At 70.1% G+C, this 24,929-nt stretch carries 19 protein-coding genes; 11 read left to right on the forward strand and 8 right to left on the reverse strand.

Going from position 1 to position 24,929, the window contains the following annotated elements; all coding sequences use genetic code 11:
• Positions 1 to 57: 57 nt before the first annotated feature.
• The 4 genes from ACZ4UU_RS02855 to ACZ4UU_RS02870 form a co-directional block, all read right to left on the reverse strand.
• Positions 58 to 1,719 carry a glycoside hydrolase family 13 protein gene (locus tag ACZ4UU_RS02855; protein ID WP_468036114.1) on the reverse strand — a complete coding sequence of 554 codons (1,662 nt, stop codon included), beginning with the start codon at positions 1,717 to 1,719 and terminating at the stop codon, positions 58 to 60.
• Between the two features lie 207 nt (positions 1,720 to 1,926).
• A complete protein-coding gene (locus tag ACZ4UU_RS02860) occupies positions 1,927 to 2,820 on the reverse strand; it encodes a sugar ABC transporter permease (protein ID WP_468036115.1) in 894 nt (297 codons plus the stop codon).
• Positions 2,821 to 2,833: 13 nt separating this feature from the next.
• Positions 2,834 to 3,838 (reverse strand): carbohydrate ABC transporter permease, encoded by a 1,005-nt coding sequence (locus ACZ4UU_RS02865; RefSeq protein WP_468036116.1) that lies wholly within the window; start codon positions 3,836 to 3,838, stop codon positions 2,834 to 2,836.
• A gap of 107 nt (positions 3,839 to 3,945) precedes the next feature.
• Complete coding sequence (locus ACZ4UU_RS02870) at positions 3,946 to 5,214, reverse strand: extracellular solute-binding protein (protein ID WP_468036117.1); 1,269 nt, start codon at positions 5,212 to 5,214, stop codon at positions 3,946 to 3,948.
• A gap of 403 nt (positions 5,215 to 5,617) precedes the next feature.
• On the opposite strand from ACZ4UU_RS02870, the gene ACZ4UU_RS02875 reads away from it, so the two are divergent.
• Together ACZ4UU_RS02875 and ACZ4UU_RS02880 are read left to right on the forward strand one after the other, a co-directional pair.
• Positions 5,618 to 6,652 carry a LacI family DNA-binding transcriptional regulator gene (locus tag ACZ4UU_RS02875; RefSeq protein ID WP_468036118.1) on the forward strand — a complete coding sequence of 345 codons (1,035 nt, stop codon included), beginning with the start codon at positions 5,618 to 5,620 and terminating at the stop codon, positions 6,650 to 6,652.
• A gap of 131 nt (positions 6,653 to 6,783) precedes the next feature.
• Positions 6,784 to 7,758 (forward strand): phosphatase PAP2 family protein, encoded by a 975-nt coding sequence (locus tag ACZ4UU_RS02880; protein ID WP_468036119.1) that lies wholly within the window; start codon positions 6,784 to 6,786, stop codon positions 7,756 to 7,758.
• A gap of 72 nt (positions 7,759 to 7,830) precedes the next feature.
• Here the strand turns inward: ACZ4UU_RS02880 and ACZ4UU_RS02885 are convergent, their stop codons facing one another.
• Positions 7,831 to 10,830, reverse strand: a complete 3,000-nt coding sequence (locus ACZ4UU_RS02885) for a bifunctional [glutamine synthetase] adenylyltransferase/[glutamine synthetase]-adenylyl-L-tyrosine phosphorylase (RefSeq protein ID WP_468036120.1) — start codon at positions 10,828 to 10,830, stop codon at positions 7,831 to 7,833.
• Between the two features lie 254 nt (positions 10,831 to 11,084).
• Between ACZ4UU_RS02885 and ACZ4UU_RS02890 the strand changes: the two genes are divergently transcribed.
• A complete protein-coding gene (locus tag ACZ4UU_RS02890; protein ID WP_468036121.1) occupies positions 11,085 to 11,537 on the forward strand; it encodes a VOC family protein in 453 nt (150 codons plus the stop codon).
• Positions 11,538 to 11,647: 110 nt separating this feature from the next.
• Here the strand turns inward: ACZ4UU_RS02890 and glnA are convergent, their stop codons facing one another.
• Positions 11,648 to 13,009, reverse strand: coding sequence for a type I glutamate--ammonia ligase (gene glnA, locus ACZ4UU_RS02895; RefSeq protein ID WP_468036122.1), 1,362 nt, complete (start codon positions 13,007 to 13,009; stop codon positions 11,648 to 11,650).
• Positions 13,010 to 13,327: 318 nt separating this feature from the next.
• Here glnA and ACZ4UU_RS02900 point away from each other — a divergent pair, with 318 nt between their 5' ends.
• Positions 13,328 to 14,527 (forward strand): globin domain-containing protein, encoded by a 1,200-nt coding sequence (locus tag ACZ4UU_RS02900; RefSeq protein WP_468036123.1) that lies wholly within the window; start codon positions 13,328 to 13,330, stop codon positions 14,525 to 14,527.
• A 16-nt stretch (positions 14,528 to 14,543) separates the two neighbouring features.
• On the opposite strand, the gene ACZ4UU_RS02905 is transcribed toward ACZ4UU_RS02900, so the two are convergent.
• Positions 14,544 to 14,978, reverse strand: a complete 435-nt coding sequence (locus ACZ4UU_RS02905) for an RrF2 family transcriptional regulator (RefSeq protein ID WP_468036124.1) — start codon at positions 14,976 to 14,978, stop codon at positions 14,544 to 14,546.
• Positions 14,979 to 15,143: 165 nt separating this feature from the next.
• Here ACZ4UU_RS02905 and ACZ4UU_RS02910 point away from each other — a divergent pair, with 165 nt between their 5' ends.
• From ACZ4UU_RS02910 to ACZ4UU_RS02920, 3 genes are all read left to right on the forward strand, one after another.
• Positions 15,144 to 15,806 carry a DUF3105 domain-containing protein gene (locus ACZ4UU_RS02910; RefSeq protein ID WP_468036125.1) on the forward strand — a complete coding sequence of 221 codons (663 nt, stop codon included), beginning with the start codon at positions 15,144 to 15,146 and terminating at the stop codon, positions 15,804 to 15,806.
• The gene (locus ACZ4UU_RS02915) at positions 15,803 to 16,426 is read left to right on the forward strand and encodes a DUF305 domain-containing protein (RefSeq protein WP_468036126.1); all 624 of its coding nucleotides are present in this window, start codon (positions 15,803 to 15,805) and stop codon (positions 16,424 to 16,426) included. Before ACZ4UU_RS02910 ends, ACZ4UU_RS02915 begins: the two co-directional genes overlap by 4 nt.
• A 155-nt stretch (positions 16,427 to 16,581) precedes the next feature.
• A complete protein-coding gene (locus tag ACZ4UU_RS02920; RefSeq protein WP_468036127.1) occupies positions 16,582 to 18,525 on the forward strand; it encodes a S53 family peptidase in 1,944 nt (647 codons plus the stop codon).
• Between the two features lie 253 nt (positions 18,526 to 18,778).
• Here ACZ4UU_RS02920 and panB read toward each other — a convergent pair whose 3' ends face one another.
• Positions 18,779 to 19,654 carry a 3-methyl-2-oxobutanoate hydroxymethyltransferase gene (panB, locus tag ACZ4UU_RS02925; RefSeq protein ID WP_468036128.1) on the reverse strand — a complete coding sequence of 292 codons (876 nt, stop codon included), beginning with the start codon at positions 19,652 to 19,654 and terminating at the stop codon, positions 18,779 to 18,781.
• A 194-nt stretch (positions 19,655 to 19,848) separates the two neighbouring features.
• On the opposite strand from panB, the gene ACZ4UU_RS02930 reads away from it, so the two are divergent.
• From ACZ4UU_RS02930 to ACZ4UU_RS02945, 4 genes are all read left to right on the forward strand, one after another.
• Positions 19,849 to 21,435, forward strand: coding sequence for an MFS transporter (locus ACZ4UU_RS02930; protein WP_468036129.1), 1,587 nt, complete (start codon positions 19,849 to 19,851; stop codon positions 21,433 to 21,435).
• Positions 21,436 to 21,536: 101 nt separating this feature from the next.
• Positions 21,537 to 22,166: a TetR/AcrR family transcriptional regulator gene (locus tag ACZ4UU_RS02935; RefSeq protein WP_468036130.1), complete on the forward strand. Its 630-nt coding sequence runs from the start codon at positions 21,537 to 21,539 to the stop codon at positions 22,164 to 22,166.
• A gap of 188 nt (positions 22,167 to 22,354) precedes the next feature.
• Entirely contained in the window at positions 22,355 to 23,416 is a 1,062-nt protein-coding gene (locus tag ACZ4UU_RS02940) for an endonuclease/exonuclease/phosphatase family protein (RefSeq protein WP_468036131.1), read from the forward strand.
• Between the two features lie 180 nt (positions 23,417 to 23,596).
• Positions 23,597 to 24,832: an MFS transporter gene (locus tag ACZ4UU_RS02945; RefSeq protein ID WP_468036132.1), complete on the forward strand. Its 1,236-nt coding sequence runs from the start codon at positions 23,597 to 23,599 to the stop codon at positions 24,830 to 24,832.
• Positions 24,833 to 24,929: the final 97 nt, after the last annotated feature.

Genomic DNA, 24,929 nt, shown 5'->3' on the forward strand with positions numbered 1-24,929 from the left:
GCGGGCGGCGGGCCGGAGGCGTCGGCGGCCTTCACCGCCTACGCATGCGCCGCACGGTCAGGCCCTCGTCCACCAGACCGTGGTGTCGCCGGGAAGCTTCGCCTCGCCGTCCGTCTCGCTGATCTCGCCGCTGGCGAGCAGGAGACGGCCGTACGCCGGAGTCGTCACCGACTCGCCGCCGGTGTTGGCGACGCACACGAACTCGCCGCGGCGGAAGGCGAGGACGCCCTCGGGGGCCTTCAGCCACTCCACCGTCTCACCGGCTCCCAGGTCGGGCTGCTCACGGCGGGCGGCGAGCGCGGCGCGGTACAGCTCGAGCGTGGAATCGGGGTCGCCGGTCTGCGCCTCGACGCTCAGCCCGCCCCAGCCCGCCGGCTGCGGCAGCCAGCTGCCGCCCGTGCCGAAGCCGTACGACGAGCCCTCGCGCGTCCACGGGATCGGCACCCGGCAGCCGTCGCGGAAGCCGTCCTGGCCCTCGCCCCGGAAGTACGCGGGGTCCTGGCGGACCTCGTCGGGCAGGTCGACGACGTCCGGCAGGCCGAGCTCCTCGCCCTGGTAGACGTACGCCGAACCGGGCAGCGCGAGCATGAGGAGCGTGGCGGCGCGGGCGCGGCGCAGGCCCAGTTCGCGGTCGCCGGCCGTGCGGATCTGGGTGCCGAGGCCGGGCGGGTTGGCGAAGCGGGTGGCGTGGCGGGTGACGTCGTGGTTGGACAGCACCCAGGTCGCCGGGGCGCCGACCGGGCGCATCGCCTCCAGCGTGCGGTCGACGACCTTGCGCAGTTCCTCGGCCTCCCACTCCGTGCCCAGGTACTGGAAGTTGAAGGCCTGGTGCAGTTCGTCCGGGCGGACGTAGTTCGCGGTGCGCTCGACGGTCGGCGTCCAGGCCTCCGCGACGAAGATGCGCTCGCCCGCGTACTCGTCGAGGACCGTGCGCCACTGCCGGTAGACGGCGTGCACGCCGTCCTGGTCGAAGAACGGCATGACATCGTTGCCCAGCAGCTTGAGCTGATCGTGGGATCCGAGGTCCGGCAGCCCCTCCGCCTTCACCAGGCCGTGAGCGACGTCGATACGGAAGCCGTCGACACCCATGTCGAGCCAGAAGCGCAGGATCGAGCGGAACTCGTCCCCCACCGCCGGGTGCTCCCAGTTGAAGTCGGGCTGCTCGGGCGCGAAGAGGTGCAGATACCACTCCCCGTCGGCGACACGCGTCCAGGCGGGGCCGCCGAAGATGGACTCCCAGTCGTTGGGCGGCAGTTCGCCGTCCTTCCCCTTGCCGGGGCGGAAGTGGTAGCGGTCCCGGAGCGGGGAGCCGGGCCCCTCGGCGACCGCCCGCTTGAACCACTCGTGCTGGTCGGAGGAATGGTTCGGGACCAGGTCGACGATGATCCTGAGCCCCAGCTCGTGGGCGTCCCGGATCAGCGCGTCCGCGTCGAGGAGGTTGCCGAACATGGGGTCGACGGCCCGGTAGTCGGCGACGTCGTAGCCGGCGTCGGCCTGCGGCGAGGCGTAGAAGGGGCTGAGCCACACGGCGTCGACGCCGAGGTCGCGCAGATAGGGCAGGCGGGAGCGTACGCCTTCCAGGTCGCCCATGCCGTCGCCGTTGCTGTCGGCGAAGCTGCGCGGATAGACCTGGTAGATCACCGCGTCGCGCCACCAGTCGCTGCGCTTGGCTTTGGCGGGGTTCGGGGCCGGGGCGAGGGCGGAGTGCTGCTGGCTCATGGCGTCCTTGGTACGTAACGGATTCATGGGGTCGGACGAGGCGGCCGCGGTGACAGCGGGGTCGGATGGACACAGCGGCCGCCTCGGGTTTCTGGGGGTGAGGGGGGCAGCGCCGGCCTCAAGGGGCGCGGGGCTGCATCGAGGTGCGGCTACCGCCGCGTGGGCGCGATCAGCCACGACGTCGCCGCGACTGATCGGCTACGACCGTCACCCCTTGGTGCCACCGGCGGTGAGTCCGGTCACCAGGTTCTTCTGCACGAAGTAGAAGAAGGCGGAAACCGGTATGGCGACCAACACCGCCGTCGCGGCCATCAGGTTGCGCTGCGCGTCGTGCTCGCTGATGAAGGTCTGCAGACCGACCGCGAACGTGTACTTCGTGTCGGACAGCATGAACGTGGACGCGAACGCCACCTCACCGAAGGCCGTGAGGAAGCTGTAGAACGCGGCGACCGCCAGGCCCGGCTTGGCGAGCGGCAGTATCAGTCGCGCGAACGTGCCGAAGGGGGTCAGCCCGTCGACGCGTCCTGCCTCGTCGATCTCGAACGGGATCGTGTCGAAGTACCCCTTCATCAGCCAGGCACAGTACGGCACGGTCGTCGTGCAGTACACGAGGACGAGGCCGAGATAGCTGTCGATGAGCTGGAGCTCGGACAGGATCTGGTACATCGGCACCATGAGGACGGCGACCGGGAACATCTGGGTCACCAGCAGCACCCACATGAACTTCTTGTAGCCCGGAAAGCGCATCCGCGAGACCGCGTAGCCGGTGGTGGCGGCGATGACGACGCCGATGAGCGTGGTGCCCAGCGTGACGATGAGTGTGCTCGTCAGCCAGTCGAGGAACTTCGTCTCCTGCAGGACGTACGTGTAGTTGTCCAGCGTCATCTTTCCCCAGATGCCGCCGGGGTGGAGGTAGTCGTCCTTGTCCGGGCCGAGGGAGAGGAAGACCAGCCAGGCCACGGGGAAGAGCGCGATCAGGCTCGCCACGACGAGGATGCCGTGCGAGACGAGGGACGTGCCCCGGCGGTGGCCCTCGCGCGGGCCGGCAGTGGGCACGGGCTCCTGCTTCTTCACCGGGGCCTCAACAGTGGTGGTACTCATGGGGACTCCTGCCTCAGATCGCGAGCTGCTGGTCGTTGCGGTTCAGCCAGCGGCGGTAGAAGGAGGTGAAGACGATCAGGATGGCCAGCAGCAGCATGCCGTAGGCGGCCGACTGCGCGAAGTCACGTGGCTGCTGTCCGAAGCCGAGGCGGTAGGCCCAGGTGACGAGGATGTCGGCGTCCGGGGCGGTCTTGCCGAACAGCAGGAAGATGATCGCGAACTGGTTGAAGGTCCAGATGACGCCGAGCAGTACGACGGTGGAGCTCACGGACCTGAGGCCCGGCAGGGTGACGTACCGGAACTGCTGCCACTTGCTCGCGCCGTCCATCTCGGCGGCCTCGTACAGCGAGGAGTCGATGGACTGCAGTCCGCCGAGCAGCGACAGCATCATGAACGGCACACCGCACCAGGTGTTGACCATGACCGCGGCGAAGCGCTGCCAGAAGGTGTCCTCCAGCCACAGCGGGGTCGGCAGGTGGAGCGTCTCCAGGAAGGAGTTCACGACGCCGCCGTCGGCGAGCATGATCCGCCAGCCGAAGACGGTGACGAAGGTCGGCACGGCCCACGGCAGGATGAGGATCAGCCGGTACAGGGTGCGCCCGCGCAGCTTCTGGTTGAGCAGCAGGGCGAGGCCGAGGCCGATCGTGTAGTGGAGGGTGACGCAGGCGGCCGTCCACACGACCGTCCAGATGAAGTGCGACCAGAAGCGGTCGTACGCCGTCTCGCCCCAGAGGATGTCGGCGTAGTTGTCGAAGCCGACGAACTTGTAGGTGGCCTCGATCTCGTTGACGCCGATGGTGCGGGCGCTGTTGAGGCTGTTGGCGTCGGTGAGGGTGAGGTAGAAGCCGTACACCAGGGGGTACACGACGAGCACGCCGAGGACGATCACCACGGGGGCGATCATCGCGTAGGCGTACCAGTGCTTCTGGTAGCCGTGCTTCAGGCGCTGGCCGAGTCCGCGGCGTGGCCCGCGTTCGCCTCGGGTCTTGCCGGTCGCGCGGTCGATGGCGACTGTCATGGTTCGACAACCTTCATGAGGATCGACAGATCAGGGTGTACGGCGCACAGCCGGTGACCGCCGGATCCTTCCCCCCATGATCAGGAGGATCCGACGGCCACGCGGGGTCACTTGCTGAAGTCCGGGACCAGCTTGGCGATCTCGGTCTCGGCGGTGCTCAGGCCCTTGTCGAGGGACTCCTTGCCCCCGGCGACCTTGAGCAGCTCGGTGTCGAGCGGCACCCACAGCGAGCTGTACTCGGGCAGGGCCGGCCGCGGCTGGGCGGCGGCGAGGACCGTCTGGTAGCCGGCGATGCCCGGGTCGGCCTTGACCTTGTCCGTGTAGGCGTCGTCACGCGTGGGCAGCGTGGAGTTCTTCAGCGCGATGGTCTCCTGGGCCTTCGCCGAGGTCATGAAGTTCACGAACTTCAGCGCGGCCTTCTGGTGCGCCTCGTCGGAGCCGGCGTAGACCGACAGGTTGTGACCACCGGTCGGGGCGCCCGCCTTGCCGGAGGAGCCGGCCGGGACGGTGGCGATGCCGAGGTTGGCCTTGTCCTTGAACGCGGAGCCCTTGTAGAAGTTGGTGATCTCCCAGGGGCCCTGCATGATCGCGGCGACCTTGCCGTTGACGAACGCCTCCTGGATGTGGGCGTAGGCGTCGGCGGTGGTGTCGGCCTTGTGCAGGCCCTTGCCGTCGAAGAGGCTCAGCCAGGTGCCGTAGCCCTTCTTGGCCTCGGCCCCGTTGACGGTGATCTTCTTGGCGTCGGCGTCGACGGTGTCGGTGCCCTCGCCGTAGAGGAACGTCTGGGCGTAGTAGGCCTGGGTGGAGCCCCAGTAGCCGTCGACGCCGGTCTTGTCCTTGATCGTGGCGGCGGCCTTCTTCAGGTCGTCCCAGGTCTTGGGGGCCTCGACGCCGGCCTTCTTGAACAGGGCCTTGTTGTAGACGAAGGCGAGGGTGTCCGTGGTGAACGGAACGCCGTAGACCTTGCCCTCGTACTTGGCCTGCTCGATCAGGCTGGGCTGGAACTCAGCCTGGTCGGTGAGGGCCTCGGTGCCGTCCAGCGGCGCGAAGAAGCCCTTCTTGGCGAAGGCGGGGGTCCAGCCGACCTCGGAGCGCAGGACGTCCGGGGCACCCTTGGAACCGGCGGCGGTGTCGAACTTGTTCTGCGCCTGGTCGAAGGGGACGTTGACGTACTTGACCTTGATGTCCTTGTTGGCGGCCTCGAACTCCTTGACCAGGGCCTGGTACGTCGGCGCCTCGTTGGTGGCGTTGGAGGTGTCCCACCAGGTGATGGTGACCGGCCCGCCCGAGTCGCTGCCACTGTCGTCCCCGCCGCACGCCGTCGCCGCGAGAGCGAGGGACGCCACCAGCGCGGTGGCCGCTATGCCACGCCGCATGAGTTCTCCTTGAGGGTGAAAGCCCGTGTGGTGGGCCCTGACGAGAGGGCCCTACAGGGAACGGCCCCGTCTGCCGGACCCTGCTGTCTTGCCGACTGCGCCGTTGCGGCCGCCGGGCGACGTGAACGTAACAGCGTTGAAAGCCTTACGAAAGACCTTGCAGAAAAAATGTGCAAGAGGTCTCCGAAGTTATCCGCGCGTGACCAGTCGGCGACCGTCATGAGACGCTTCTTTCCAAGGGTGGAGCACCACGCGAGCCACTTGTGCAAGACTCTGCAAGCTCTTGCCACCACTTTCACGAGGGAGCGCGATGACGCAGCAACCCGGACCAGGCCGGCCAACAGGTCGCCCCAGGCGTCCGATTGGTGTGCAAGGCGACTTTCGGCCGGTACAGTCCAGTGCCGTGACCACACGGCTTGCAGACATCGCTGCTCAGGCGGGGGTGAGCGAGGCGACCGTCAGCCGCGTTCTCAACGGGAAGCCGGGCGTCGCCGCCACCACTCGCCAGTCCGTGCTGGCCGCACTCGACGTGCTCGGCTACGAGCGTCCGGTGCGGCTGCGGCAACGGAGCGAGGGCCTGGTGGGCCTGATCACCCCGGAGCTGGAGAACCCGATATTCCCGGCCCTGGCCCAGGTCATCGGCCAGGCACTGACCAGGCAGGGCTACACCCCGGTGCTGGCCACGCAGACGCCGGGCGGCTCCACCGAGGACGAGCTCACCGAGATGCTCGTGGACCGCGGAGTGGCCGGCATCATCTACGTCTCCGGCCTCCACGCCGACACCACCGCCGACATGCAGCGCTACGAGCGGCTGCGCGCCCAGGGCGTCCCCTTCGTCCTGGTCGACGGTTTCTCCCCCAAGGTCCAGGCACCTTTCATCTCCCCGGACGATCGCGCCGCGATGAACCTGTCGGTCACGCATCTCGCCTCGCTCGGCCACACCCGCATCGGCCTCGCGCTCGGCCCCAAGCGCTTCGTGCCGGTCCAGCGCAAGATCGAGGGCTTCGTCCGCACGATGCAGGACCAGCTGAACCTGCCGCCGGACACGATCGAGGCGGACCTGATCCAGCATTCCCTCTACACGCTGGAGGGCGGTCAGGCGGCCGCCACGGCCCTGATCGACCGCGGCTGCACCGCGATCGTCTGCGCCAGCGACATGATGGCGCTGGGCGCGATACGCGCGGCCCGGCAGCGCGGCCTGGAGGTCCCCAGGGACGTCTCGGTCGTGGGCTTCGACGACTCCCCCCTGATCGCCTTCACCGACCCGCCCCTCACCACCGTCCGCAAGCCGGTCCCGGCGATGGGCCAGGCCGCGGTACGCACGCTCCTGGAGGAAATCGGCGGGACCCCCGCCCCCCACAGCGAGTTCGTGTTCATGCCGGAGCTGGTGGTGCGCGGTTCGACGGCCTCGGCACCGGGGAACAGAAACCATCCCTGAGAGGGGGAATCCCCGCAGCCACCCCACCGTTGGCAGGAGAACGGGGCTCTACTCCCGCCGTAGAACGTGCGTCCTGCCCCCGACCGGAGGATGATCGGTCGGGGAAGTCTTTTCTGGCAGACTCTGTGCCCATGGGTGACACGACCGTGACGACACTGGAAGGCCGGGAAGCGGCCGTTCTTCCCCCCGTCGCGGACAGGACGGGGCGGGGCCCCCTGCGCCGTCTGCGCACCCCCCGTCGCCCCCGCCTCTGGTTCGAGATCCTGCTGATCGCGGTGAGTTACTGGACGTACTCACTCATCCGCAACGCGGTCCCGGAACAAAAAGCAGAAGCCCTCCGCAACGCGGACTGGCTCTGGAACCTGGAACACCACCTCGGCATCGCCGTCGAGCAGTCGGTGAACCACGCCGTGAACTCGGTGACTTGGCTCATCGTCGGCATGAACTACTACTACGCGACGCTGCACTTCATCATCACCCTGGCCGTCCTGGTCTGGCTCTACCGCAGCCACCCCGGCCGCTACGCGGCAGCGAGACTGGTCCTCTTCGCCACCACAGGCGTGGCCCTGATCGGTTACTACCTGTATCCGCTCGCTCCCCCGCGCCTGATGACCGGCACCGGATTCATCGACACGGTCCTGGTCCACGACACCTGGGGTTCGATGGCCTCGGGCGACCTGAAGAACATGTCGAACCAGTACGCCGCGATGCCCTCCATGCACATCGGCTGGTCCGTCTGGTCGGGCCTGACGATCTTCGCCCTCGCCAGAATCCCCTGGATCCGCGTCCTGGGCCTCCTGTACCCCGCGGCCACCCTCCTGGTGATCGTGGCCACGGCCAACCACTTCTGGCTGGACGCGGTCGGCGGCCTGATCTGCCTGGCCTTCGGCTACACGGTGGCCCGCCTCTGGTACGGCGCCCTCCCCCACGCGCTGCCGAGGCGGGTACCCCCCACCCGCCCGCACTCGCCGACGGCGGAGAGGGGACGTGCCGGGGGGTGTCCGCCCGCAGCGGCGAGTGTCAACGCAGAGCACCTCTCCAAACCGAGCCGCCCGACCGAGGACGGACACCCCCCGGCGCGGTCCCGCCCCACGACCCACGCGTAGGCGCTACGCACCCCCACCGGCCCCCGCGCAGGCCGCCGCGGGCATCCCCGGCCACCCGCCGGAGGCACCCCGTCACCCGCCGTAGAAGAGCTCCTCCACGACCCCCCGAGCCCGCCGAGCCGTACGCCGATACGCATCGAGCATGTCCCCCACGTGCCCGGGCTCGTACCCCAGATACCGCCCGACCGCGGCCAGCTCACGGCTGTCCGAGGGAAACGTGTCCCCGGCCCGCCCCCGCACCAGCATCACGGCGTTGCGCACCCGGGTCGCCAGCACCCACGCCTCGTCCAGGATCCCGGCCTCCTCCTCCGGAATGAGCCCGGCCGAACACGCGGCGACGAGAGCTTCCCGAGTCCGAGTGGTCCGCAGCCCGGGCTGGTCCCACCCGTGCTGCAGCTGCAGCAGCTGCACGGTCCACTCCACATCGGACAGCCCCCCGGGCCCGAGCTTGGTGTGCAGCTTGGGATCGGCACCGCGCGGCAGCCGCTCGGACTCCATACGGGCCTTCAGCCGCCGGATCTCCCGCACGGCCTCGTCCCCGAGTCCCTCGGCCGGATACCGCAACGGATCGATCAACTCGACGAACCGAGATCCCAGCTCGGCGTCCCCCGCGACCGGCACGGCCCGCAGCAACGCCTGCGACTCCCACACCAGCGACCACCGCCGGTAGTACGCCGCGTACGACTTCAGCGTACGGACGAGCGGTCCCGACTTCCCCTCCGGCCGCAGATCGGCGTCGATCAACAGCGGCGGATCCGCACTCGGGAGCTGCAGCAGCCGACGCATCTCCTCCACGACCCGGTTCGCCGCCACCGCGGCCTCGTGCTCATCGACGCCGTCCTGCGGCTCGTGCACGAACAGCACATCGGCGTCGCTGCCGTAACTCAGCTCCTGCCCGCCGAACCGCCCCATGCCGATGATCGCGAACCGGGTGGGCAGCGTGTCGCCCCACCCCTCCCGCACCACCGCCCGCAGCGTCCCCGCCAACGTCGCCGCCGTCAGGTCGGACACCGCGGCCCCGACCCGGTCCACCAGCGCCCCCTGGTCCGCCTCGGCCGGCTTGGTCTCGGTGCCGTAGGAGTCGACGACGTCGGCGGCGACCGTACGGAACAGCTCCCGCCGCCGCACCCCCCGGGCCGCCGCGACCGCCTGCGCGGCACCGTCCGCGCGGCGCACCGCGGCGAAGATCTCCTGCTCCAGGTGGCTGCGCGACCGCGGCTCAAGACCGGTCCCGCCGTCGCCGTCCCCGAGCAGCGCCACGGCCTCCGGTGCCCGCATCAGCAGATCGGGAGCGAGCCGGCCGGCCGACAGCACCCGGGCGAGGTTCTCGGCGGCGGCGCCCTCGTCCCGCAACAGCCGCAGATACCAAGGGGTCTTGCCGAGCGCGTCCGACACCTTGCGGAAGTTCAGCAGACCGGCGTCCGGATCGGCGGAGTCCGCGAACCAGCCCAACAGCACGGGCAGCAGGGTCCGTTGGATCGCCGCCTTCCGCGTCACCCCGGAGGCCAGCGCCTCCAGATGCCGCAGCGCGGCCGCCGGGTCGGCGTACCCGAGCGCGACCAGCCGCTCGCGGGCCGCCCCGGCACTCAACCGTGCCTCGCCCGGGGCGAGTTGGGCGACGGCGTCGAGCAGCGGCCGGTAGAAGAGCTTCTCGTGCAGCCGCCGTACGACACCGGCGTGCCGTTTCCACTCGCGGTTCAGCTCGGCGACCGGGTCGACGCGCAGGCCGAGGGAGCGGCCGATGCGCCGCAGGTCGGCGTCGTCCTCGGGGACGAGGTGGGTCCGGCGCAGCCGGTAGAGCTGGATGCGGTGCTCCATGGAGCGCAGGAAGCGGTAGGCGTCGTCGAGCTGCGCGGCGTCGGCGCGGCCGACGTAGCCGCCGGCGGCGAGTGCCTGGAGGGCGTCCAGGGTGGTGCCGCTGCGCAGTGACGCGTCGTGCCTGCCGTGCACCAACTGCAGCAACTGGACGGCGAACTCGACGTCCCGCAGTCCGCCGGGGCCCAGCTTGAGCTGCCGGTCCAGCTCGCCCACCGGGATGTTCTCGACGACCCGGCGGCGCATCTTCTGCACGTCGGCGACGAAGTTCTCCCGTTCGGCGGCCTTCCACACCAGAGGTTGCAGCGCGGCGACGTACTCCTCGCCCAGCTCGATGTCGCCCGCCACCGGGCGGGCCTTGAGCAGTGCCTGGAACTCCCAGGTCTTGGCCCAGCGCTGGTAGTAGGCGAGGTGGCTGCTGAGCGTCCGCACCAGCGGACCGTTGCGGCCCTCGGGCCGCAGATTGGCGTCCACGGGCCAGATGGACCCCTCGACGGTCGTCTCGGAGCAGATCCGCATCATGTGCGAGGCGAGCTTGGTGGCCGACCGCAGGGCCTTGCCCTCGTCGGCGCCGTCGGCGGTCTCACCGACGAAGATCACATCGACGTCGGAGACGTAGTTGAGCTCATGGCCCCCGCACTTGCCCATCGCGATCACCGAGAGCCGGCACTGTGCGGCGTCCTCCGGTGCGGCGGCGCGGGCGAGGGCGAGGGCGGCGCGCAGGGTGGCGGTGGCGAGGTCGGCGAGTTCGGCGGCGGTCTGGGCCACGTCGGTGGTGCCGCACACGTCGCGGGCGGCGATGGACAGCAGGCAGCGCCGGTAGGCGACGCGCAGGGAGACGGGGTCGGTGGCCTCGGCGAGGCCCTGCTCGAACTCCTCCACCTCGGGGTGCAGGTCCCGCGGCTCGTACATGACCAGTGCCTGCCAGTCGGCGGCGTGCTTGGCGAGGTGGTCGGCGAGGGCGGCGGAGGCGCCGAGGACACCGAGCAGGCGGTCGCGCAGGGGTTTGGCCGCTATCACGGTGTCGAGCAGTTCGCGCTGGGCGGCGTGGCCGGGCTGTGCTTCGAGCAGGCGGACGAGGCCGTGCAGGGCGAGGTCGGGGTCCGCCGTGGCGCCCAGGGCCTCCAGCAGGACCGGGTCGTTCTTGATCGGCGCGAGCTCGGGGCTGTCCAGCAGCCGGTCGGCGGCCGAGGGGTCGGTGAATCCGTGCCGTAGCAGCCTGGTGAAGGTACTGCTTCTGCGCCCCGGCGCCGTCATGCTCGCCCTCCCGTCCGATCGGGGTACGCGCCCGATCAAGGTCGTACGCGATCGAGCCTAGCCGCTGCGCCGGCTTGGGCGGGGTGCCAGCGGCGGCCCGTTGCGGTGAGCGGGGGTTCGCCCGCCTCGCGTCCGGCGCCGGTGCTCTGAAGATACGGAACCTGACCCTCACGTGGCGCAGAGCGTCGGTTTCCGCTTCGGTAGGGGGAGCCGTTCAGTCAGACCCGCTGGCGATTCTCCATGGAGGACCGGTAATGGACTTCACCCTCGAAGTGATCCCGCTGCCCGTGAGCGACATCGACCGGGCCCGTGACTTCTACCGGGACAAGGTCGGCTTCCACGTCGACATCGACCAGGAGGTCATGCCGGGCATGCGCATCGTCCAGCTGACCCCTCCGGGCTCCGGCTGTTCGATCGCCCTCGGCGACAGCATCTGGGACCTGACCAAGGGCGAGACGGTCCCCGAGCCCGGCTCCTACCAGGGCCTCCAGCTCTGCGTGGCCGATATCAAGGCGGCCCACGCGGAACTGGTGGAGCGGGGGCTGGAGGTATCGGAGCCGGTGCAGTACTCCCCCGACGACGGCGCCACCTTCATGTACTTCAAGGACCCGGACGGCAACGGCTGGTCGATCCAGGAGTACCGCCGAAGGGCGACGGAACCCCTGCATCAGGTCCTCGCAGATCTGGCAAACAAGCGCGAGCAGTGACGCCGTAAAGGGGCGCGGGACTGTATCGATAGCGGCTCCGCCGGGTGGGCGCGACCAGCCCACGACGGGCCGCACTCGCCACGAATCCCGCGCCCCACGGCGATCAGGCGCTAGAGAACCGGCAGGTTCTTCCGCAGCTCGAACGCAGTGACCTCGGACCGGTACTCCTCCCACTCCTGCCGCTTGTTGCGCAGGAAGAAGTCGAAGACGTGTTCGCCAAGTGTCTCGGCGACCAGGTCGCTGTTCTCCATGAGGGTCAGCGCCTCGCCGAGGTTCTGCGGGAGGGGCTCGATGCCCATCGCGCGGCGCTCGGCGTTGGAGAGGGCCCAGACGTCGTCCTCGGCGCCCGGAGGGAGCTCGTAGCCCTCCTCGATGCCCTTGAGGCCGGCGGCGAGGAGGACGGCGTAGGCCAGGTAGGGGTTGGCGCCGGAGTCCAGGGAGCGGACCTCGACCCGGGCGGAACCCGTCTTGCCGGGCTTGTACATCGGGACGCGGACCAGGGCCGAGCGGTTGTTGTGGCCCCAGCAGATGTACGAGGGGGCCTCGCCGCCGGCGCCCGCGGTGCGCTCGGAGCCGCCCCAGATGCGCTTGTAGGAGTTGACCCACTGGTTGGTGACCGCCGAGATCTCCGCCGCGTGGCGGAGCAGGCCCGCGATGAAGGAGCGGCCGACCTTGGAGAGCTGGTACTCGGAACCGGATTCGTAGAACGCGTTCCGGTCGCCCTCGAAGAGGGACAGGTGCGTGTGCATGCCGCTGCCGGGGTGCTCGGAGAACGGCTTCGGCATGAACGTCGCGTGGACGCCCTGCTCCAGCGCCACCTGCTTCATGACCAGGCGGAACGTCATGATGTTGTCCGCCGTGGACAGCGCGTCGGCGTAGCGCAGGTCGATCTCCTGCTGGCCGGGGGCGCCCTCGTGGTGGGAGAACTCGACCGAGATGCCCATCGACTCCAGCATGGTGATCGCCTGGCGGCGGAAGTCCATGCCGACGTTGGTCGGGGTGTGGTCGAAGTAGCCCGAGTTGTCGGCCGGCTGCGGGCGTGAGCCGTCCAGGGGCCGGTCCTTCAGGAGGAAGAACTCGATCTCGGGGTGGGTGTAGAAGGTGAAGCCCAGGTCGGAGGCGCGGGCGAGGGCGCGCTTGAGGACGTAGCGCGGGTCCGCGAAGGACGGGGAGCCGTCCGGCATCAGGATGTCGCAGAACATGCGGGCGGTGCCGGGGGCCTCGGCGCGCCAGGGCAGGATCTGGAAGGTCGACGGGTCGGGCTTGGCGATCATGTCGGACTCGTAGACCCGGGCGAAGCCCTCGATCGCCGAGCCGTCGAAGCCGATGCCCTCGTCGAAGGCCTGCTCCAGCTCGGCGGGGGCCACGGCGACCGACTTGAGGAAGCCCAGCACGTCCGTGAACCACAGGCGTACGAACCGGATGTCGCGCTCCTCCAACGTCCGGAGCACGAACTCCTGCTGCTTGTCCATCTTCCGCTTCCCCATCCTTGCTGGTCAGGCCGCCTGTCTCCGGTACAGCGGGAGGCGGTCGGGCACCTGAGCATCACACCACAACACCATTTCAGGCGCGTTGCGCACCTTGATCGCCGAGGCGACCCAGGGGCGAAGTCCCGGCATGCGGCGGGTGTCCCTCCGTATGCCGGTGCACTGCTCTGCCGCCCATCTTGCCTGCTCGGACCGACATCCGTAATGCCCGGCCCCACAGGACCCACCCCGCTTTAATTTGCATCTCGGATGCAAGTTTTAATGGTGGCACCGGATCGGCCCGATCGAGCCTGAGGAGACCCGATGCTGTCCGAGCAGTCCGCCGCCACCGTGCGTGCCACCCTTCCCGTCGTCGGCGGGGCCATCGGTGAGATCACCGAGCGCTTCTACGCCGGTTTGTTCGCCGCCCGCCCCGATCTGTTGCGCGACCTCTTCAACCGCGGCAACCAGGCGGCCGGCACCCAGCGGCAGGCCCTCGCGGGGTCGATCGCCGCGTTCGCGACGCACCTCGTGGACCACCCCGAGGAGCGGCCCGACGCGATGCTGGGGCGCATCGCCCACAAGCACGCCTCCCTGGGCGTCACGGCGGAGCAGTACGCGCTGGTGCACGAGCACCTCTTCGCCGCCATCGTCGAGGTGCTCGGCGAGGCCGTCACGCCCGAGGTCGCGGCCGCCTGGGACGAGGTCTACTGGCTGATGGCGAACGCCCTGGTCGCGATCGAGAAGCGGCTCTACGAAGAGCGGGGTGGGAGCGGGTGGCGGGAGTGGGAGGTCGTCGGGCGGGTCGAGGAGACCGCCGACGTCGCCACCCTCCGGCTGCGGCCGGCCGACGGGCGCCCGGCGCCGGACTTCCGGGCCGGGCAGTACGTCTCCGTCCAGGTCGAGCTGGAGGACGGGGCCCGGCAGATACGGCAGTACAGCCTCTCCGCCGCCCCGGGCTCACCCGTACGCCAGATCAGCGTGAGGCGGGTGCTGGGGGACGCGGCTCCCGACGGCGAGGTCTCGAACCATCTCCACGCGCGCGTGGGGGCCGGCGACCGGCTGAGCCTGTCGGCGCCGTCCGGCGATCTCGTGCTCGGCGACCCACACGCCGACGCCCCGCTGCTCCTCGCCTCCGCCGGCATCGGTGTGACACCGATCGTCGCCATGCTGGGGCACCTCGTGGACACCGGGCACGAGGGCCCGGTGCTCGTCGTGCACGGCGACCGCTCCCCCGCCGAGCACGCCCTGCGCGCCGACCACGAGGCGTACGTGGAGAAGCTGGCGGACGCGTCCGTCCACTTCTTCTACGAGGCGGACGCCGACGCCGCCGAGGCGGCCCACCGCACCGGCCTGGTCGACCTCGCCGACGTCGCCGTACCGGAGGGCACGCGCGCGTACCTGTGCGGGCCGCTGCCCTTCATGCGCGCGGTGCGGGCACAGTTGATCGAGAAAGGGGTGGCGCCTGCCGACATCCACTACGAGGTGTTCGGGCCCGACCTCTGGCTGGCGCAGGCGGGGTGAGCCGAGGCGCCGGGGCTCAGGGCGTCCGGCCGATCTGCAGCAGCAGCGGTCCGGTGGGGTCCGCGGTCACGTCGGTCACCGTCAGCGGGTCCAGCGAGGCGTAGAAGGCCTCCTGGGCCCGCCGCAGCGCGCCGCGCAGCCGGCAGCCGGAGTGCAGCGGGCAGGGGTTGTCGCCCTCGCACTCGACGACGTCGCCGTCCCCCTCGAAGGCCCGCACGATCGCGCCGACCGACGCGGTACGGCCCCGCTCGCTGAGCGAGAGCCCGCCGCCGCGCCCCCGGCGGGCATCCACCAGGCCCATGTGCTGCAACTCGGCGACGACCTTGGCGGCGTGCGTGTACGGCACCTCCATGTCGGCGGCGACCTCGCGGGTCGTCGGGGTGGCGTCCCCCAGCACGGCGAGCCGCATCAGAAGGCGCAGTGCCAGGTCGGTGGAGCGCAACAGCCGCATGTTCCGCAGCGTAGATAATGCGCATCCACGATTCAAAATATTGGCCGGATCGGAATGATCCAGCCGTTCCGCCGCTCTTTCCCGCGCCCGCCCTACGAGACGTCCCACCTTCCCCCTTACGATCAGCGGACCCGACCGTCCCTTTCGCCAGAAGGACAACGCCTCATGGGCTCCGCCAAGAACAAGAGCAACACTTCGCGCCAAGCGCGGATAGAAGAGATGCGGCGTGCCGAGCGTGCTCGTGAGCGTCGCAACCGCATCCTCACGATCGTGACCAGCACGGTGGTCGTCGCCGGTCTCGTCGTCGGCGGTGTCGTGCTCATCCGGTCGCAGTCCGACGACGGCGCCGCGGCGGTCGACTCCAGTTCCCCCGGCAAGTTCGTCACCGGCAAGGACGGCGTGCGGACCTGGGAGGGCAAGCTCGGGCGCACCCACGTCGCCAAGAGCGTGAAGTACTCCTCGGAGCCCCCGGTCGGCGGTGACCACAACCAGGTGTGGATGAACTGCAACGGCGACGTCTACACCAAGGAGCTCAAGAACGAGCACGCCGTGCACTCGCTGGAGCACGGCGCCGTCTGGGTGACGTACACGTCCAAGGCGTCCAAGAGCGACGTCGAGGCGCTGGCGGCGAAGGTGAAGCAGACGCCGTACACGCTGATGAGCCCGGACGAGAAGCAGAAGGACCCGATCATGCTCACCGCGTGGGGCCACCAGCGCACGGTGACGGGTGCGGACGACCCGAACGTCGGCAAGTTCTTCGAGACGTACGTCCAGGGCAAGCAGACGCCCGAGCCGGGCGCGGCGTGCACGGGTGGTCTGTCGGAGTGAAGAAGCACGTCGGCTGGATCGCCGGGACCGCGGCGGCCGTGCTCGTCGCGGTCGGCGCGCTCACCTACGCCGTCGCCGAGGAGGGCGGTTCGGGCGACACGCCGTCCGCCGACTCGGCGGACGCCGGGTTCGCACGGGACATGGCGGTGCACCATCAGCAGGCCGTGGAGATGTCGTACATCGTGCGGGACCGCACGGACGACAAGGAGGTGCGGCTGCTGGCGTACGACATCGCGCAGACGCAGGCCAACCAGCGCGGCATGCTGCTGGGCTGGCTGGACCTGTGGGGGCTGCCGAAGGTGTCGGCGAAGCCGCCGATGACCTGGATGGGCATGGGCGACATGCCCTCCGCCGGGGACGGCTCGCTGATGCCGGGCATGGCGACCGACGCGGAGATGGAGAAGCTTCAGGGCCTCAGCGGGAGGCAGGCCGAGGTCTTCTATCTCCAGTTGATGACGGCCCATCACAAGGGCGGCATCCATATGGCCGAGGGCTGTGTCGACAAGTGCGATGTCGAGGTGGAGAAGCGGCTCGCGCAGGGCATGGTGGACGCGCAGCAGTCGGAGATCGACCTGATGGCGGATCTGCTGAAGAAGCGGGGCGCGAAGCCGGCGGCGTAGTGCGTACGGCTGTAGTCCTCACGGCTGTGAAATGGCGTTGTCATTAGGTTAGTTGGGATCTTCTTGGTCCGGGCATTTCCCTGGCGTGAACGGTTCGGCGATTGAGTGGCCACCGTCGGGTGATCCACTCGCACACGAATCGCACAGGGGGTTCCATGAGATCTCGACGTGCCGCGCTGCGCACCTCCGTGAGTCTGGCGGCGACACTGCCTCTGCTCACCGGCGCGCTGGCGCTCGGCATACCGGCGGCGCACGCCGCGGACAACCCGGGGCGTGACCGGCTCGCCGGGACCAAGCCCACGTGGGCCACGGCCGGGGCTGACAAGGGCGCGACCTCGGACGGCGCCCGGGTCGCCGTGCGCGTCTACCTCGCGGGCCGGGACGCGACCGGCCTCGCCGCCTACGCCAAGGCGGTGTCGGACCCGCGCTCGGCCTCGTACGGCAAGTACCTGTCGGCCGACCGGGCGCGGGCCCGCTTCGGCGCGACCAAAGCCCAGGTCACCGCCGTCAAGAAGTGGCTGACCTCCGCCGGGCTGAAGGTCACGGGCGTCACGCAGCACTACGTCGCCGTCTCCGGCGATGTGGCCGCCGCGGAGAAGGCGTTCGGCACCCAGCTGCACAACTACACCAAGGGCGCCAGGACTTACCGCGCTCCAGTGGCCGCCGTCTCGGTGCCGGACGCGCTGAAGGACGCCGTCCTGACCGTCACCGGACTGGACAACGCCCCGCACCTGGCGAGCCACAAGGACCAACTGCCGCCGCCGCAGACCGTGTTCCGCAACTCCGGGCCGTTCTCGACGTACCACGGCTCGAACGTGGCGAGCACGCTGCCGGACGCGTACGGCACGAAGGTCCCGTACGCCGTGAAGGGCTACACGGGCAAGCAGCTGCGCGCCGCGTACGGCGCGGGCCGGCGCACCGGCAAGGGGGTGCGCGTCGCCATCACCGACGCGTACGCCTCCCCGACCATCGCCTACGACGCGGCCACGTACGCGAAGCGGAACGGTGACCCTGCCTACACCAGTGGTCAGCTGCGGCAGGTCCTGCCGGCGAAGTACACCCGGACCGAGGAGTGCGGTGCGGCCGGCTGGTACGGCGAGGAGACCCTCGACGTCGAGGCCGTGCACGCGGTCGCCCCCGGCGCGCAGATCACGTACGTGGGCGCCGCCTCCTGCTACGACGAGGATCTGCTCGACTCGCTCGGCAAGATCGTCGACAACCATCTGGCCGACATCGTCTCCAACTCCTGGGGCGAGGTGGAGGCCGCCCAGACACCCGACCTCGCGGCCGCCTACGACCAGGTCTTCCAGTTCGGCGCGGTGGAGGGCATCGGCTTCTACTACTCCTCCGGCGACGACGGCGACGAGGTCGCGAGCAGCGGCACCAAGCAGGTCGACATCCCGGCGAGTTCGGCGTGGGTGACGGCGGTCGGCGGGACCTCGCTCGCGGTCGGCAAGGGCGACAAGTACCTGTGGGAGACCGGCTGGGGCACCGAGAAGGCGGACCTGTCGGCCGACGGAAAGAGCTGGACCGGTTTCCCGGGCGCGTTCACCTCGGGCGCGGGCGGCGGCACCAGCAGGACGGTCGCCGAACCGTACTGGCAGCAGGGCGTCGTACCGGACGCGCTGGCCAGGGCCAACAGCGCCGACGGCAACCGTGTCGTCCCGGACATCTCGGCCATCGCCGACCCGAACACCGGGTTCCTGGTGGGCCAGACGCAGACCATGCCGGACGGGAAGACACAGGCCTACGACGAGTACCGGATCGGCGGCACCTCACTGGCGGCGCCGGTCGTCGCGGCCGTCCAGGCACTCGCTCAGGAGGCCCGCGGCGGGAAGCCGATCGGTTTCGCCAACCCGTCGATCTACGCGCGGTACGGGTCGAAGGCGTACCACGACGTCACGGACAACCCGACGGGGGCGGGGCTCGCGGTGGCGCGCGTCGACTTCGTCAACGGCTATGACGCGACAGGCGGTCTGGCCACGTCCGTACGCTCCCTCGGCAAGGACAGCTCGCTGAGCGCCGTGAAGGGCTACGACGACGTCACCGGCGTGGGCACGCCCGCGGCCGGCTATGTGGAGTCGTACCGCCACCGCTGACCGGCGTTGCGGCAGGGGTGGGCGTGGCATGAGGGCCGCGCCACCCCTGCTCGTTCACCGAATGCTCTGAAGGGCGCCGGATTCATTTCCACGCCCCCACAGCAACCATCAATTGAGGAACCCCGACGCCGAGCAACCACTTTTGCGAGAGCGGCGCCGGTTTAGGCGCAAAAAGGTGACAGCCCGCCGACGGGGGAAGATCGGCGGGCTGTCGTGGTGGTGCCGCAGTGGCTCTGTGGGGCCCCGGTGGGGCTCAGTGGACGGAGTGCTCCTCCAGCGGGAACGTTCCGCCGACGACGTCCTCCGCGAACGCCTTCGCCGCGTTGCCCATGACTTCGCGGAGGTCGGCGTACTGCTTGACGAACTTGGGGACGCGGCCGCCGGTCAGGCCCAGCATGTCCGTCCAGACCAGGACCTGTGCGTCGGTCTCCGGGCCGGCGCCGATGCCGACCGTCGGGATGTGCAGCACGCGCGTCACCTCGGCCGCGAGCTCCGCCGGAACCAGCTCCAGGACGACCGCGAACGCGCCCGCGTCCTGGACCGCCTTGGCGTCGCGCAGCAGCTGCTGGGCCGCCTCCTCGCCGCGGCCCTGGACGCGGTAGCCCATGGCGTTGACGGACTGCGGGGTCAGGCCGATGTGGGCCATGACCGGGATGCCGGACTCGACCAGCAGGCGGATCTGCTCGTGGGAGCGCTCGCCGCCCTCCAGCTTGACCGCGCCGACCCCGGCCTCCTTGACCAGCCGGGTCGCCGAGCGCAGCGCCTGCACCGGGCCCTCCTGGTACGAACCGAAGGGCAGGTCGCCGACGATCAGGGCGCGCGAGGTGCCCCGTACGACGGCGGCCGACAGCATGGTCATCTCGTCGAGCGTGACGGGCACGGTGGTCTCGTACCCGAGGTGACAGTTGCCCGCCGAGTCGCCGACGAGCATGACCGGGATGCCGGCCTCGTCGAAGACGGACGCGGTCATCGCGTCGTAGGCGGTGAGCATGGGCCACTTCTCGCCCCGCTCCTTGGCGAGCGCGATGTCCCGGACAGTGATGCGGCGGGTGCCCTTCCCCCCGTACAGCGCCTTGCTGCCGTCGGAGGTCTTCGCCTGAGGCGTCTGGGCAGCCGAAAGCTGCGTCATTGCAACGGCTCCTTCACGTCATCTCGAGGCGCCCTGACGGCGTCCCCGGACTCCCCTCCATGGTGGCACCTCGTGCCAGGGAGGGCTAGGCCGTGCCGCGTGCGTTCCACCACCCCGCGAACGGCACGTAAGTTCTCGGTAAGAATTTACGATACGAGACGGTTCCGTATCGTAAATCAGGTACGTTCGGCAGCATGACTTCTCCCGCCGCCACAGCCCCCCGCATACCGGAAGCCGTGCACCGGCGCCGCTGGGCGATCCTCGGCGTGCTGATGCTGAGCCTGCTGATCGTCGTCCTCGACAACTCCATCCTCAACGTCGCCATCAAGACCATCTCGACCCCGGCGCCGACCGGCCTGGGCGCCACCCAGAGCGAGCTGGAGTGGGCGATCAACGCCTACACGCTCGTCTTCGCCGGACTGCTGTTCAGCGCGGGCATCCTGGGTGACCGGCTCGGCCGCAAGAAGGTCCTGCTGGGCGGGCTCGCGGTGTTCGGCATCGGCTCCGCCCTCGCCGCGTTCTCCGGCTCGCCCGGCGAGCTGATCGCCTTCCGCGCGGTGATGGGCCTCGGTGCCGCCTTCGTGATGCCGGCCACCCTCGCCGTCCTCATGAACGTCTTCGAGCGCGACGAGCAGCCCAAGGCCATCGGCATCTGGGCGGGCGGCGTCGGACTCGCCATCGCCATCGGGCCGATCACCGGCGGGGTACTGCTCGACCACTTCTGGTGGGGGTCCGTCTTCCTCGTCAACGTGCCGATCGTGCTGCTCGCGCTCGCGCTGATGCTGTGGCTGGTCCCGGACTCCCGCGACCCCAGCCCCGGCCGCATCGACCCGATCGGCGTCGTGCTCTCCGTCGTCGGGCTCGTCCTGCTCGTCTACGGCATCATCAAGGGCGGCCAGCTCGCCGACTTCACGGACGCCACGGTCCTCGCGACCATCGCCGCCGGTCTCGCCGTACTCGCCGCCTTCGTGATGTTCGAGAAGCGCAGCGACCATCCGTCCATCGACGTCACGTACTTCCGCAACAAGGTCTTCTCGGCCGCGATCGGCGTCATCGCGCTGGTCTTCTTCGCGCTGATGGGCGTGACGTTCTTCTCGGTCTTCTACACCCAGAGCGTGCGCGGCTACTCGCCGCTGGAGACCGGTCTGCTGATGCTGCCGCTCGCCGCCGCGCAGATGGTCTTCGCGCCGCGTGCCCGGCTCGTCGTCGACCGGTTCGGCAACCGCGCCACGACCACCGGCGCCATGCTGCTGATCGCGCTGACCCTGGCCGCGTTCGCCACGTTCGAGGCGGACACGCCGATCTGGCTGCTGGAGGTCGTCTTCTTCCTGATGGGCGCCGCGATGGCGCACATCATGACCCCGGTCAGCGTCGTCATCATGCAGGCGCTGCCCCGCGAGAAGGCCGGCTCCGCCTCCGCCCTCAGCAACACCTTCCGCCAGGTCGGCGGCGCGCTCGGCATCGCCGTCCTCGGCTCCGTCATGTCGACGGCCTACCGAGGCGGCATCGAGGACCGGCTCACGGTGCTGCCGGAGGGCGTACGGCACACCGCGGGCGAGTCCATCGAGGCCACGCTCGGCTTCGCGGACCGGCTCGGCCCGAAGGGCGAGTCCCTCGTCGGCGCGGCCCACGACGCCTTCCTGCACTCCATGCACGTCACGGCGCTGTGGGGCGCGGGCGTCGCGGTGCTCGGCGCGGTGGTCGTGGCGCTGTGCCTGCCGGGGCGGCCGACGACGTCTCAGGAGGACGAGGAAAAGCGGGAGTTGGCGTCCACCGAGTAGCGGCGGGCGGGGCCGTCGTCGACGCCGCGTGCGGGACCTGTCGTACCGGGAGGAGAACCGGGGGGACAATCAGCACAGCCCACGGAAAGGACCGAGACCAAGTGAGCCTCGCCGACAGCCACCCCCGGCACGACGGCCCGGTCAGGGGCCGCCCCCGCAGCGAGGCCGTGGAACGGGCCATCATGGAGGGCATCCTGAAGCTGCTGGAGGACGGCGTGCCGCTCGCGGACCTCTCCATCGAGCGCATCGCCCGGACCGCGGGCGTCGGCAAGGCCACCATCTACCGTCGCTGGAGCGGCAAGGAGGAGCTCTTCGTCGACGTCGTGCGCACCGCCGAGCCCCCGGACCCCGAACTGCCCGGCACCTCCATGCGCGACGACCTCGTGGCGCTGCTGGAGCAGTTGCGCCAGCGCGGTCTGCTGACCCGTTCGTCGATGCTGCTGCACAACGTCATCGCCCAGATGAAGAGCACGCCGAAGATCTGGGACGCCTACCACGCGATCGTCGTCGAGCCGCGCCGCCGCAAGCAGCACGCGATCCTGCGCCGCGGGCAGGCCAACGGCGAGTTGCGCACGGACCTCGACGTCGACGTGATCAACGACATGATCTTCGGCCCGATGCTGGTGCGTGCCGTCATGCGACCGGACGCCGACCTCCCGGAAGGGCTCGCGGAGCAGATGGTCGACGCCGTGCTCGTAGGTCTACGGCCCGTCAGTTCGCGCACCCCGTAGCTCGCATGTGCGCGTTTCGTCACAGAGCGCGCTTTCCCCCGCCGCAGCCGGAACTTGCGAAGGCAACTTGTACGTCCTCGCCCCCGTACGGCCGTCATGAGTACGGCATGAACGGAGCCGATCATCCCCTAGGGTTTCTGTGGGCGCGGGGGGACGACGGAGTGCACGGCAGGTAGTGAGGCGACGGTATGGCGCAGCAGGCGTACGTGACGGAGACGGACAACGGCGGCTCGGGGCCCGAGCGCCGGGAATCTGGGCTTCGGCGCCTGACGAACCGCCTGAAGGGCCTGGCGGCGGGCTGGCGCGGCGATCCGCGCATCTGGCGTCGCGGGATCGTGCTGGCCGCGCTCGCGGCGATCCTCGCCCTGGTGATGGGGCTGCACGCGAAGATCCCGAACGCGATCGGCAACCTCGGCAGCCTGACCGAGACGTTCCTGCCCTGGCTGGGCCTGTGCGTCCCGGTGCTGCTTCTGCTGGCCCTGGTGCGCAGGTCCGCCACCGCGCTCATCGCCGTGCTGCTCCCGGCGGTCGTGTGGCTGAACCTCTTCGGCGGCCAGCTCAGCGACAAGACCGGCACCGGCGGCGACCTGACGGTGGCCACGCACAACGTCAACGCCGACAACGCCGATCCGGCCGGCACCGCCAAGGACGTGGCCGCCTCCGGCGCCGACGTCGTGGCGCTGGAGGAGCTGACGGCCGGGGCGGTCCCGACGTACGAGAAGGCGCTGGCGTCGACGTACAGGTACCACACGGTGCAGGGCACCGTCGGGCTGTGGAGCAAGTACCCGCTGAGCGGCGTCAAGCCCGTCGACATCCAGCTGGGCTGGACCCGCGCCATGCGGGCCGCGGTGGCCACGCCGGCCGGGCAGGTCGCGGTGTACGTCGCCCATCTGCCGTCGGTGCGGGTGAAGGTGGAGGCCGGTTTCACCGCCCGGCAGCGTGACAAGAGCGCCGACGCACTGGGTGAGGCCATCGCCGACGAGCCGGTGCGCAAGGTCGTCCTGCTCGGCGACCTGAACGGCACGATGAACGACCGCGCGCTGCGCGCCGTCACCGCCCAGATGCGTTCCACGCAGGGCGCCTCCGGCAGCGGGATGGGGTTCAGCTGGCCGGCGTCGTTCCCGATGGCGCGGATCGACCAGATCATGGTGAAGGGCGTCGAACCCATGAGCTCGTGGACGCTGCCGGAGACCGGGAGCGACCATCTGCCGGTGGCGGCGCGTGTGAAGGTCGACACATCCGCGTCCTGACGCGCTCGTGAAAACCCCTGGTCAGCCCGTGGTGGGCGGGTGGCCGGCCGCGCGCGGACGGGTTTCGGCAACCTGATCGTCAGCTGCCGGAATACTGGGCCTGAGAGGCTTTGTTCCGTAACTGAACATACAAGGTACGGAACCACGCTCTCGACCCCCTGAAAGGCACAGGCTCTTTTCATGCCCCTGGCCCTGCTCGCCCTGGCCGTCGGCGCCTTCGGCATAGGTACGACCGAGTTCGTGATGATGGGCCTCCTGCCCGAAGTCGCGAACGACCTGGACATCTCGATCCCCACCGCCGGGCACCTGGTCTCGGCGTACGCGCTCGGCGTCGTCATCGGCGCCCCGCTGCTGGCGGCGGTCACGGCCCGGATGCCCCGCCGCACGGTCCTGATCGGCCTCATGGCCCTGTTCGTCGCGGGCAACGCCCTGTCGGCGTTCGCCCCGACCTACGACTGGCTGGTGGCCGCCCGCTTCCTGAGCGGTCTGCCGCACGGCGCCTTCTTCGGGGTCGGCGCGGTCGTGGCGACCGGCATGGTCGCGCCGGAACGCAAGGCCCGCTCCGTGTCGCTGATGTTCCTGGGCCTGACGATGGCCAACGTCGCCGGCGTCCCGGTGGCCACGCTGATGGGGCAGCACCTGGGCTGGCGGGCGACCTTCCTCGGCGTGAGCACGATCGGCCTGGCCGCGATGGCGGCGCTGGCCCTGCTCATCCCGCGCGGCGAGGCACACGCCGCCGCCCCGCCGGCCGGCCTGCGCGGCGAGTTGGCCGCCCTGCGTTCGCTGCCGGTGTGGCTGGCGCTCGGAACTACGGTCGCGGGCTTCGGCGCGCTCTTCGCCGCGTACAGCTACATCACGCCGATGCTGACCGACGCCGCCGGGTACGCCGACGCCAGCGTGACGCTGCTGCTGGCGCTGTTCGGGGTGGGCGCGACCGTCGGCAACCTGCTGGGCGGACGCCTGGCGGACCACTCGATGCGCAGGACACTGTTCGGGGGCCTGCTGTCCCTCGCCGCGGTGCTGGCCCTGTTCCCGCTGCTGATGACGACGGCGTGGAGCGCGGCCCTGGCGGTGACGCTGCTCGGCATGGCGGCCTTCGTGACCGGCTCCCCGCTCAACCTGATGGTGATGGAGAAGGCCTCGTCGGCCCCGTCCCTCGCCTCCTCCGCCAACCAGGCCGCCTTCAACCTCGCGAACGCCGGCGGCGCGTGGGTCGGTGGCCTCGCCCTCGCGGCCGGGTTCGGTGTGACGTCTCCGGCGCTGGTGGGCTCCGCGCTTGCGGTGCTCGGACTCGGGGTCGCTTCCGTCGCGTACGCGGTGGATCGGCGGCGCGCTCCGCTGGGCGCTCCGCTGGGGGCGCGGGAGCGTGTCGTCGCGGGGCATGTTCCGGAGCACGCCGAGGCTGTTCGGTACTGACGCCTTCCGGTAAGGGCGCGACTACGGATTTGCCGCGGTGTGTGGGTTGTCGGGTGCTGCGCCGTCGTGGCTGGTCGCGCAGTTCCCCGCGCCCCTT

The sequence above is a fragment of the Streptomyces sp. NPDC028907 genome (genome assembly GCF_055564995.1).